Origin of the sequence: Vibrio inusitatus (genome assembly GCA_024346935.1) — a bacterium.
GTDB classification, from domain to species: Bacteria; Pseudomonadota; Gammaproteobacteria; order Enterobacterales; family Vibrionaceae; genus Vibrio; species Vibrio inusitatus.
Genome location: AP024878.1, coordinates 2,850,518 through 2,861,464 on the forward strand (window position 1 = coordinate 2,850,518; position 10,947 = coordinate 2,861,464).

The window sequence follows — 10,947 nt, forward strand, 5'->3', positions numbered from 1 at the left end:
TTATACAGCAACTTCTTCACGGCGAAGCATCTCACCCGCTAACGCCAAATAGGCTTTAGCACCTGCAGATTGCTTATCGTAATACATTGCTGGCTTACCATGACTTGGGGCTTCCGCTAGACGTACGTTTCTTGGAATAACGGTACGGTACACTTTGGTGCCAAAGTGCTGCTTTAGCTGATCCGAAACTTCATTAGATAAACGGTTTCGAGGATCAAACATGGTGCGTAGTAGCCCTTCGATCTTCAAATTATCGTTAACGACTGCAGCCAACTTACTGATGGTATCCATAAGTGCAGTCAGTCCTTCCAAAGCAAAGTATTCACACTGCATTGGAACCAGAACTGAATCTGATGCGGCCATAGCGTTAATTGTCAGAAGATTGAGAGAAGGAGGGCAATCGATGAAGATAAAGTCATACTGATCGCGCACGCCCGCCAAGGCATTTTTTAGCCTTACTTCACGAGCGAATACTTCCATCAACTTAATTTCAGCGGCGGTTACATCACCGTTCGCCGCAATGAGGTCATAGCCACCCGTTGTTGAACGAGTAACAACCTCTGCAAATGGTGTCTCTTCCACTAGCAGATCATAAGCTGTTGTCTCAATCTGATATTTATCTACCCCACTGGCCATTGTGGCATTGCCTTGGGGATCTAGGTCAATGACCAAAACTTTACGCTTAGTAGCCGCCATTGAGGCCGCTATATTGACGCAGGTGGTGGTTTTGCCTACGCCACCTTTCTGGTTGGCAATTGATATAATTCTTCCCACGTGCAAACTCTTCCCTAGTTTTGGTCTTGTAAGATTACAAGATGTCGCTCACCATCGAGCTCAGGTACTGTCAAAGGTTTGACGCTGATCACGTTACACCAAGCAGGAAGTTGGTCTATCTCGTCTTGCGATGCTTGCCCTTTTAATGCCATGAAGACTCCACTACCTTCTTTTGGTAAGTGACGACACCAATTTACCATGTCAGTCATGGATGCAAATGCTCGGCTTAAAACTACATCAAACTTATCTTCTGGTTGAAACTCTTCAACTCGACTAAGAACAGCTGTCACATTGTCAATCTTAAGCTCATGCAACACTTGCTTGATAAAGCGGATACGCTTTCCAAGGCTATCCAATAGGAAAAACTCACACTCAGGATTCATAATTGCCAAAGGAATACCTGGTAAACCAGGGCCAGTGCCAACATCAATAAATCGTTGTCCTTCTAAGTGAGGGGATACAACAATACTATCCATGATGTGCTTTACCAGCATATCTTCTGGATTTCGAACTGACGTCAGATTGTAGGCTTTATTCCATTTATTCAATAGTTCCACATACCCGACTAACTGATCAATTTGTTTTGCTGAAACTGTCAATTCTGTTTTTGCAACTAGTGACTCTAATTGTTGATGTAAGTTCATTATGCGACTTCCTCGCCCTTCTTCAGCAAACCTTGTTTCTTCAAATAAACCAACAAGATAGAAATGGCTGCAGGTGTAATACCTGAAATTCGAGACGCAATGCCAATCGTTTCAGGTTTAGTGTCCGTCAGTTTAGCGACAACTTCATTGGATAGGCCAGAAACCAACGAGAAATCAATATCTGTTGGTAATTGAGTGTTTTCATGACGCAACGATTTTGCTATCTCGTCTTGCTGGCGCTGAATGTAGCCTTCGTATTTTACTTGGATCTCTACTTGCTCAGAAGCTTGTTGATCTTCTAGGGCAGGGCCAAAGCCTTCTAGCTCTGTAAGCTGTCGATAAGTAAGTTCAGGTCTACGCAAAAGATCCTCACCACTTGCTTCTCGTGTCAACGGAGTTTTTAGCACTGCATTTAATTTATCCACGCCTTCAGATTTAGGATTAATCCACGTTCCCGCAAGACGTTGACGTTCAAGCTGCATATTTTCCATTTTCTGATTGAATCGAGCCCAACGCTCCTCAGAAACCAACCCAAGTTCGTGTGCTTTTTCAGTTAAGCGAATATCTGCATTGTCTTCACGAAGCAACAAGCGATATTCCGCCCTAGACGTAAACATTCGGTACGGTTCTTTGGTACCCATGGTTGATAAGTCGTCGATAAGGACGCCCATGTAAGCCTGATCACGACGAGGCGACCAGCCTTCTTTTTCTTGAGAGTATAGGCTCGCGTTTAGACCTGCCATCAAACCTTGTGCCGCAGCTTCTTCGTAGCCAGTCGTACCGTTAATTTGGCCAGCGAGGAACAAACCTTGAATAAACTTGGTTTCATAGGTGTGTTTCAGATCTCTAGGATCAAAGAAATCGTATTCAATAGCATAACCAGGGCGAACAATATGGGCATTTTCAAAGCCCTTCATCGAACGAACGAGTTGAACTTGCACATCAAAAGGCAAACTTGTTGAGATACCGTTCGGATAGAGTTCGTGTGTTGTTAAACCTTCTGGTTCAATGAATATTTGGTGACTATTTTTGTCAGCAAATCTCATCACTTTATCTTCAATAGACGGACAGTATCTTGGCCCAATTCCCTCAATAACACCCGCATACATTGGGCTGCGATCTAAGTTATTGCGAATCACTTCATGAGTTGCTTCATTGGTATGGGTGATGTAGCACGGTACTTGAGCGGGTTGCTGGCTTCGATTACCCATGAATGAAAACACAGGAGTCGGGTTATCACCGTGTTGTACTTCTAGTTGGCTAAAATCAACGCTACGAGCATCGATCCTTGGCGGAGTTCCTGTTTTAAGTCGATCAACTCTAAAGGGAAGATCACGTAAACGTTGCGCGAGAGCGATCGAAGAAGGATCGCCTGTACGGCCTCCTGAAGCACTTTCCATTCCTATATGGATCTTGCCACCTAAAAATGTACCAACGGTTAGTACAACTGCTTTGGCTTCGAATTTGAGGCCCATTTGAGTGATAACACCTTTAACTTGATCGTTCTCAACGATCAAGTCATCCACTGATTGTTGAAACAACGTTAGATTTGGGGTGTTTTCTAATTCTGATCGTACAAACGCTTTGTACAGGGCACGATCAGCTTGAGCGCGAGTTGCCCTCACAGCAGGGCCCTTTGATGCGTTGAGTGTTCTAAATTGAATGCCTGCGTGATCAATGGCTCTCGCCATCAATCCACCCATAGCATCAACCTCTTTCACGAGATGGCCCTTACCAATACCGCCAATGGCTGGGTTACAAGACATCTGCCCCAAAGTATCAATATTATGGGTCAACAGGAGTGTCTTTTGGCCCGTTCTTGCTGCAGACAATGCAGCTTCAGTACCAGCATGACCACCACCAACGATGATGACATCAAATTTTTCGTGATAAAGCATGAGTTGGCCTCGGATATCGCTATCGTGAAATGAGTGAACAAAAAGGAGGCGTATTCTACCTTCTTTCTGATCATTAGAAAATTGCTTTTAATGTTTTACACAAATTCTGCTCTGCTTAATATATATAAGATCTTTATATAGATCTTTTATTAGATCTATTATTAAGCAACGGATCCAGTGTGGATAACTGAGATTTGATCAACAAGATCAAGGCCTTTAGTAAGATCACTTACTGTGATCTCTAGTGGATCTAACTCTGTATTAGCTGGGATCAAAATGGGCACTTATGCACAGGGGGGTGGATCACTATAAGTTGTTATTGGGATAACTATAGGTTAATCACTGAATACCTATGTAGTTATCCACAGAAATTAGAGCTAATGATCGGTTGTTTTGTGAGCAAACGAACCTTAAAAAAAAAGCCGATGAGCAATAAAGCACATCGACCTAGTTATTATTAAGTGAGTAAATAGAGCTTAAAATAGATGTTTATGGTCTTCGAACCACTCTTCAGCCGCCTCTTCTGGCACAGGATGACGGAGTACATCAATGGTTAAGCACTCCGATAATGGTGTCGCACCAATATCCTCAAGTAACTCCTGACAATGCAATCCTGCACCACAGAAGGTGTCGTAGCTTGAGTCACCGATAGCGATAACGGCATAGTTGAGAGCCTGGGTGTTTGGTGGTGTCTGTTGAAGTTGCTCAATAAATGGTTGGATGCTTTCAGGATAATCACCCGCACCATGAGTTGAAGTGACGATTAACCAAGTCCCTTGCGCAGGTATTTCATCTAAGTTTGGTTGATTGTGTATCTCGGTATCTTTACCCATATCTTGCAGTAAATCATTAAGATGGTCAGCAACGTATTCTGCTCCACCTAAGGTGCTACCTGTGATCAAGTGAATCATGGACATGTTTATTTTCCTATACAGAATGATGAGAAGATACGACCTAGAAGATCGTCGGAACTGAACTCCCCGGTGATCTCGTTGAGATGTTGCTGAGTGATCCTAAGTTCCTCTGCCAGAATTTCTCCCGCCATATAGCCTTCTAGTTGCTGCTGACCAATAGAGAGGTGTTCTGCTGCTTTATCTAGGGCATCAAGGTGCCTACGACGAGCCATGAAACCACCCTCGCTAGTGCCAGAGAATCCCATACACTCTTTTAAATGGTTACGTAGGGAATCGACACCTTGGCCTGTCTTCGCACTTAGGCGAATTAGGGTGGGGTCGTTTACATGACAGATACCCAGAGTCTCTTGGGTTTGATCAACCTTGTTGCGAATGACGGTCATTCCCATCTTATTGGGTAGTCTGTCCACAAATTCGGGCCATATTTCTTGAGGATTGGTGGCATCCGTTGTGGTGCCATCAACCATGAATAATACGCGATCTGCTTGTCGTATCTCTTCCCAGGCACGTTCGATACCTATCTTCTCGACTTCATCAGAGGCCTCACGAAGCCCTGCGGTATCAATGATATGCAGTGGCATGCCATCAATATGAATGTGCTCTCGAAGCACATCACGCGTGGTACCTGCAATATCAGTAACAATGGCAGACTCTTTGCCTGAAAGGGCATTGAGTAAGCTAGATTTACCTGCATTTGGGCGACCGGCAATGACCACTTTCATGCCTTCGCGCATGATAGCACCCTGATTGGCTTCAGCGCGCACGGCTTCTAGGTTATCGATGATCCTTTGTAAGTCAGTGCTTACTTTACCATCGGCTAGAAAGTCGATTTCCTCTTCAGGAAAATCAATGGCAGCTTCTACGTAAATGCGTAGATGTATCAGCGATTCGACTAAAGTCGTGATGCGTTTTGAAAACTCACCCTGCAGTGATTGCAGTGCTGATTTGGCGGCTTCTTCTGAGCTAGCATCAATCAGGTCAGCAATGGCTTCTGCTTGAGTCAGATCCATTTTGTCATTGAGGAAGGCACGTTCAGAGAACTCTCCTGGGCGTGCAGGGCGAATACCTGAGATCGACAGGATACGCTTTATCAGCATATCCATTACAACAGGGCCACCGTGGCCTTGAAGTTCTAATACATCTTCACCAGTAAAGGAGTTAGGGTTAGGAAAGTACAATGCGATGCCTTGGTCTAGCTGTACACCTGCATCGTCCACAAAGGGCAGGTATTCTGCGCGTCTAGGCTGAAGCTCACGCCCCACAACTAATTGTGCAACTTGGTTAGCCTGTGGGCCTGAAACTCGAATTATGCCTACTCCGCCACGTCCTGGCGCTGTGGCTTGAGCCACAATAGTATCGTTAGTCATGTTCGTCTCAATTGGAATAATTAGGTAAATTGTATACTTAAACTACAGTAAGTTGCTCAATTCATAGAAAATAAAAAGGCGACCCTAAGGTCGCCTTCTCTTATTAATATTGGCTAACTTAAGCTCTATTTAGAGTGTAAGCCTTTTTTCTCTAGACCTTTGTAGATCAACGTTTGCTGAATCAGCGTAACAACGTTTGATACCAACCAGTAAAGAACTAGACCCGATGGGAACCATAGGAAGAAGAAGGTAAACATAACCGGCATAAAGGTCATGATCTTCTGCTGCATTGGATCCGTTACAGTCGTAGGGCTCATCTTCTGAATCATGAACATACTTGCACCCATCAATAGAGGTAGGATGTAGTACGGGTCTTGTGCTGAAAGGTCAGTGATCCAACCGAAGAACGGTGAGTGACGCAATTCAACTGATTCCATCAATGCCCAGTATAGAGCAATGAAGATTGGCATCTGTAGGACAAGAGGTAGACAGCCACCGAGTGGGTTTACTTTCTCTTTTTTGTACAGTTCCATCATCTCTTGGCTCATGCGTTGACGGTCATCGCCAATACGCTCACGCATTGCTGTCAGTTTTGGTTGCAGCATACGCATTTTAGCCATAGAGGTGTACTGAGCTCTCGTCAGTGGATACATAGCACCACGAACGATGAAGGTTAGTACGATAATCGCTAGACCCCAGTTGATAACAACACTTTGGATCATAGACAGCAACCAGTGAAGTGGCTTAGCAATGAACCATAACCAACCGTAGTCAACTACGAGTTCAAGGTTAGGAGCTACCGCTGCCATATCTTTTTGAAGCTTAGGACCAACCCATAGAGTTGCCTTCATTTCACCAGTTTCACCGTTTGCGATTGTCTTGTTAGGAAGACGAACACCGATGTCACCTAGGTTACCGACTACACGAGTGTAAATACTTGCGCCTTGTGCATCACGTGGAACCCAAGCTGAAGCAAAGTAGTGCTCAAGCATTGCAACCCAACCTTCACCGTTAGGCAGGTTTTGCTGTAGGTTACGATCTTGCATATCGCTAAAGCTGTACTTTTTGTAGCGTGTAGACTCTGTAGAGTATGCACCACCACGGTAAGTAGGCATTGTTAGGCTACCACCAGCATCTTGCAGGTTTTGACGAAGGTGAGCGTACATACCGACTGTTGCATTCGCACCAGAGTGGTTTGTCACATCGTAAACTACGTCAATTGCGTAGCTGCCACGCTTAAGGATGAAGGTTTTAGTGTAATCAATGCCATTCGCAGTGTAAGTCATTGGTACACGCAGCTCATCTTGACCTTCTGCTAAAGTGAAGCTGTCTGCGCTTACTTTATAGTTAGGACGAGATGTGCTACTTAAATCGATGCCTTGCGGACCGATCAGGCCACTTTGAGCAATGTATTGCTCGTTGCCTTTTTTATCTAAAAGAACGAAGCGCTCTTTAGATTCAAATTCTTCAGCGTATTTATTTAATGAAGCAGACACCACATCACCACCGACAGCATCGATAGATAGAGTGAGAACGTCTGACTTAACGGATACAATACTTGCCGTATGGTTTGCTTCTGGAGCAGGGTCCATGTCGTCAGCCATTGAAGGCGCTGGCAAAGAGCTGCTACTAGATTGTGCCTGGTTAGTCGCAGGAGCTGTTGGGTTTTTGTATTCTTGCCATTGTTGAAATAACAAGAATGAAACCATAGCCAATGCGATAAACAGGATATTACGTTGAGAACCCATCGTTATTTATCTCTGTTTGTTGTGTTTTTTGGTGGTACAGGGTCGTATCCGCCATCATTTAAAGGGTGGCATTTTAATAGACGTTTACCCGATAACCAACACCCTTTTACAAATCCGTGACTTTTTAATGCCAAGATTGCGTACTCGGAGCAGGTTGGGGTGAAACGACAGCGTGGTCCGATGAACGGACTAATACCAACTCTATATAGGTAAACTAGACCTATCGCTATCCACGCGAAGGGCGAGAAAGTCTTTGCCATAGTTTATCGAAGAGTTTAAACATATCATCATTGCTTAAATCTTGGGCACTTTTCTTTGCAATAACAACAAAATCTTTGTTAGCAAGTTTGTGCTGATTAAGACGGAAGCTTTCTCGTGCGATTCTTTTGAACCTATTACGGCCAGGGGCTGTTTTTATTTGCTTTTTAGGTACTGCTAATCCAAGTCTTGGATGAGTAAGAGAGTTTTTACGAGCGATGATTGTAAAATGAGGGGAGCCAGCTCTGTGAGCCTTTTCGAAGACATTTTGATAATGTTCGGGAGTTAACAGACGTAACTCCCGATTGAACGCGTACTTAGTCAAAATAATCGCGAATTATTTTGAAAGGCGCGCACGGCCTTTAGCACGACGTGCATTAATTACTTTACGACCGTTCTTAGTAGCCATACGAGCACGGAAGCCGTGAGTACGTTTACGCTTTAGAACTGAAGGTTGAAAAGTGCGTTTAGACATGGTTATTACCTTTACTGATCAGTAGTTTTTAGGTTCTTGTTAAACCCGACGTGGGCTGTATTTCTCTCTTATATATAAGAGGGATACCGACGTCTCTCAACAAAGAGGCGGAATTGTAATCACTGTCTTTAAAATAGTCAATGATTGGTTTAGCTCAAAAACAAGTTATCTATTATCTCAGCTTCTATTGAAACCAAATTAAGACTCTCGTACCTGAAATTCCGGTCGACGGATTATACGTGTAAAAATCCAAATCACAAGGATCTTATTTGATCCCAACTTGATTTAAAAACTTTTTCAAGCGAGGATCCTGTGGGTTACCAAAGATATCCTCAGGTTTTCCTTGCTCTACAATGTTGCCTTCTGCCATGAAGATCACCCGGTCAGCGACTTCACGAGCAAACTGCATTTCGTGAGTGACCACCAGCATGGTTTGGTGCTGATTTGCCAGTTTCTTCATTAAGTTCAATACTTCACCGACCCATTCAGGATCAAGTGCAGAGGTTGGTTCATCGAACAACAATAATTCTGGTTCCAGCGCCATTGCTCGGCCGATACCCACTCGCTGCTGCTGACCACCGGATAGAGCTGCCGGGTAGCTATCGCCTTTATCTTGCAAGCCAATATCATCCAATATTTGCTGTGCGCGTTCTAATGCCTTGTCTTTTTTCCAGCCATGAACCGTGATTAGGCCCTCGGCAATGTTCTGGCGAGCCGTCATGTGCGCAAACAGTGCATAGTTTTGAAATACAAAGCCTGTTTTTCGTCTCAGCGCCAGTTCTTCAGCCTTACTGTATTTTTCACAGTTAACATAAGTATTATCTATGCTGATCTCACCTTGCTCTGCTTGCTCAAGGAAGTTAACACAGCGCAGTAGAGTAGATTTACCTGTGCCACTAGAACCGATAATAACGATAATTTCTCCTTTCTCGATATCGATGTCGATACCTTTGAGGATCTCGCTGTCACCAAAGCGTTTATGAATATTTTTTAGTTGAATCATCTTTGGTACGCCTTATTCAATCGATTTTCTGCCCAAATTTGTATACGCGTTAGAATGATAACGACACCCCAGTAGATCAGTGCGACTGCCAAGAATGCCTCAAAGAACCGGAAACTTGATGATGCTTCCATTTGAGCTTTGGCCATGATTTCAGCTACGCCTAAAGTAAATGCTAGGGACGTGGATTTGATCATATCAATGAAATAGTTCATTAAAGAGGGTAGGGCGACGCGTGTTGCCTGTGGAAGTATGACTCTTTGCATTGCTTGGCGTGTGGTCATGCCAATAGAGAGACTTGCTTCCATTTGGCTGCGATCAATACCAATGATAGCTGCGCGAATGCTTTCTGCCATGTAAGCTGCAAAGTGCAATGTAAGGCCAATAACCGCAGCGCTAAAGGCATCTATACCCACCATTATAGGGAATACTTGTGGTAGCCCGTAATAAAGCAGAAACAGTTGAACTAAAAGCGGTGTACCACGAAAGAAGCTGATGTAAAGCTGGCTGAGTTGATCCAGCACCGGAACCTTAAAGACTCGAATGTTGGCTAGAATGAGAGATAAAATTAAAGCGAAGATACCGCCCCAAATAGCCATCTCCATAGTTGTGCCTAGATACTTAAACAGTATCGGTAGCAGTTCCAGCATGTAGTTGAAATCAAATCCCATTTTGTTACATCTCTTCGTTTAAAAAGCAAAGCCCACTATCTCTGCAGAAATAGTGGGCTCCAAGCCTTATTTATTAGGCTGAGCTAAATATATGGTTACACTATTTTTCAGTGATATCAGCGCCAAACCATTTGTCTGAAATCTTAGCTAGGGTGCCGTCTTCACGCATTGCGGTTAGAGCACTGTTCACTTCTTTTTGAAGCTTCTGACCATTTTCGTTGTTGACGAACGGCATAGCATTTTCAATGGTTTCAAATGGTTCACCCGCTAATTGTAGTGGTAAACCCGTTTTTTTGATCAGCTCTAGAGCCGAAAGACGATCCATCACAAAAGCATCAGCACGCCCTAGTGCCACATCATGTTCAATACCTGTGTCATAGGTCTTAATGTTGATCTTGTTGTCTTTGTCATGGTTGCGTAGCAATTGCTCAAAGTTAGAACCTAGGTTCACGGCAACAGTTTTTCCTGCTAAATCATCAATAGTCTTTATGCTGTCATTACCTTTGCGCACGGTAATTTGTGCACCATCTACAACATATGCATCTGAGAATAGGTATTTCGCTTTACGTGCATCAGTAGCGGTAATTTGGTTTGAAATAGTGTCAATACGACCTGTTTCTAGCATGCCAAATAGACCAGAGAAGTTTGAAGTAACGTATTTCACATCGTAATCATTGCGACGAGCGATCTCATCCCAAATATCAACCTCAAAACCTTGAAGCTTGTCTTTCTCAACAAACGTAAATGGGAAATAGCGTCCTGACATGCCCACCTTTACTTCTGTTGTTGCAGCATAAGCTGCTTGTCCTAAACTCGCAATTAGTGCGGTTGCGCATACCAAGCCTTTTAACCAGTTTTTCATACTACTACTCCTTGTGTTTATGCTGCGAAATATTACAGCTAAGCTCAGCTTAGGCTAATAACGAAAAGTTATTAGTCATAACCGAATGGTTATTAGGATTTTTTGTTGATTAAAAAATGTGAAAAAGGTTGGGGATAACTGACAACTTACTTTGAGGATCGTGAGGTTTTGGTATAGCTCTGTGGGTAATCATGTAGATCTTTGCAATTTTTTCAGATTAATTGTGAATAACTTCGATCTTATGCACTGGATCGTCGATCATTTGCTAGCGATCTTGATAATCTGGGGGTAAAATTACGGTCCTTCTCTTTTTTCTATCCGTATTGTGGGGTCGAT

The 10,947-nt window shown here is 43.6% G+C and carries 12 protein-coding genes; all 12 read right to left on the minus strand.

Annotation, left to right across the window (positions count from 1 at the left end; translation table 11 throughout):
- On the minus strand, nt 1–774 hold the full coding sequence (locus OCU48_RS13190) for a ParA family protein (RefSeq protein WP_141347003.1): 774 nt from the start codon (nt 772–774) through the stop codon (nt 1–3).
- A gap of 14 nt (nt 775–788) precedes the next feature.
- On the minus strand, nt 789–1,418 hold the full coding sequence (gene rsmG, locus OCU48_RS13195) for a 16S rRNA (guanine(527)-N(7))-methyltransferase RsmG (protein WP_141347004.1): 630 nt from the start codon (nt 1,416–1,418) through the stop codon (nt 789–791).
- The gene (mnmG, locus tag OCU48_RS13200) at nt 1,418–3,316 is read right to left on the minus strand and encodes a tRNA uridine-5-carboxymethylaminomethyl(34) synthesis enzyme MnmG (protein WP_141347005.1); all 1,899 of its coding nucleotides are present in this window, start codon (nt 3,314–3,316) and stop codon (nt 1,418–1,420) included. The genes rsmG and mnmG overlap by 1 nt, the downstream gene beginning before the upstream one ends.
- Nucleotides 3,317–3,792: 476 nt before the next feature.
- On the minus strand, nt 3,793–4,227 hold the full coding sequence (gene mioC / locus OCU48_RS13205; RefSeq protein ID WP_167496232.1) for an FMN-binding protein MioC: 435 nt from the start codon (nt 4,225–4,227) through the stop codon (nt 3,793–3,795).
- 8 nt (nt 4,228–4,235) lie between these two features.
- Nucleotides 4,236–5,597: a tRNA uridine-5-carboxymethylaminomethyl(34) synthesis GTPase MnmE gene (mnmE, locus tag OCU48_RS13210; protein WP_141347007.1), complete on the minus strand. Its 1,362-nt coding sequence runs from the start codon at nt 5,595–5,597 to the stop codon at nt 4,236–4,238.
- Between the two features lie 125 nt (nt 5,598–5,722).
- Entirely contained in the window at nt 5,723–7,345 is a 1,623-nt protein-coding gene (gene yidC, locus OCU48_RS13215; RefSeq protein ID WP_141347008.1) for a membrane protein insertase YidC, read from the minus strand.
- Between the two features lie 2 nt (nt 7,346–7,347).
- Complete coding sequence (gene yidD, locus OCU48_RS13220) at nt 7,348–7,605, minus strand: membrane protein insertion efficiency factor YidD (protein ID WP_082957073.1); 258 nt, start codon at nt 7,603–7,605, stop codon at nt 7,348–7,350.
- Nucleotides 7,572–7,895 (minus strand): ribonuclease P protein component, encoded by a 324-nt coding sequence (gene rnpA, locus OCU48_RS13225; protein WP_026012828.1) that lies wholly within the window; start codon nt 7,893–7,895, stop codon nt 7,572–7,574. The genes yidD and rnpA overlap by 34 nt, the downstream gene beginning before the upstream one ends.
- Before the next feature lie 45 nt (nt 7,896–7,940).
- On the minus strand, nt 7,941–8,078 hold the full coding sequence (rpmH, locus tag OCU48_RS13230) for a 50S ribosomal protein L34 (protein WP_004400210.1): 138 nt from the start codon (nt 8,076–8,078) through the stop codon (nt 7,941–7,943).
- Between the two features lie 265 nt (nt 8,079–8,343).
- Entirely contained in the window at nt 8,344–9,081 is a 738-nt protein-coding gene (locus OCU48_RS13235) for an amino acid ABC transporter ATP-binding protein (protein ID WP_141347009.1), read from the minus strand.
- Nucleotides 9,078–9,749 (minus strand): amino acid ABC transporter permease, encoded by a 672-nt coding sequence (locus OCU48_RS13240; protein ID WP_141347010.1) that lies wholly within the window; start codon nt 9,747–9,749, stop codon nt 9,078–9,080. Before OCU48_RS13240 ends, OCU48_RS13235 begins: the two co-directional genes overlap by 4 nt.
- A 100-nt stretch (nt 9,750–9,849) precedes the next feature.
- Complete coding sequence (locus tag OCU48_RS13245; protein WP_141347011.1) at nt 9,850–10,611, minus strand: amino acid ABC transporter substrate-binding protein; 762 nt, start codon at nt 10,609–10,611, stop codon at nt 9,850–9,852.
- Nucleotides 10,612–10,947: the final 336 nt, after the last annotated feature.

Excerpts from the sequence above, each read along its gene's own strand:
- mnmG (WP_141347005.1), bottom strand. The coding sequence starts at position 3,316 with ATGCTTTATCACGAAAAATTTGATGTCATCATCGTTGGTGGTGGTCAT.
- OCU48_RS13240 (WP_141347010.1), bottom strand. The coding sequence starts at position 9,749 with ATGGGATTTGATTTCAACTACATGCTGGAACTGCTACCGATACTGTTT.
- rsmG (WP_141347004.1), bottom strand. The coding sequence starts at position 1,418 with ATGAACTTACATCAACAATTAGAGTCACTAGTTGCAAAAACAGAATTG.
- OCU48_RS13245 (WP_141347011.1), bottom strand. The coding sequence starts at position 10,611 with ATGAAAAACTGGTTAAAAGGCTTGGTATGCGCAACCGCACTAATTGCG.
- mnmE (WP_141347007.1), bottom strand. The coding sequence starts at position 5,597 with ATGACTAACGATACTATTGTGGCTCAAGCCACAGCGCCAGGACGTGGC.
- yidD (WP_082957073.1), bottom strand. The coding sequence starts at position 7,605 with ATGGCAAAGACTTTCTCGCCCTTCGCGTGGATAGCGATAGGTCTAGTT.
- yidC (WP_141347008.1), bottom strand. The coding sequence starts at position 7,345 with ATGGGTTCTCAACGTAATATCCTGTTTATCGCATTGGCTATGGTTTCA.
- rpmH (WP_004400210.1), bottom strand. The coding sequence starts at position 8,078 with ATGTCTAAACGCACTTTTCAACCTTCAGTTCTAAAGCGTAAACGTACT.
- OCU48_RS13235 (WP_141347009.1), bottom strand. The coding sequence starts at position 9,081 with ATGATTCAACTAAAAAATATTCATAAACGCTTTGGTGACAGCGAGATC.
- mioC (WP_167496232.1), bottom strand. The coding sequence starts at position 4,227 with ATGATTCACTTGATCACAGGTAGCACCTTAGGTGGAGCAGAATACGTT.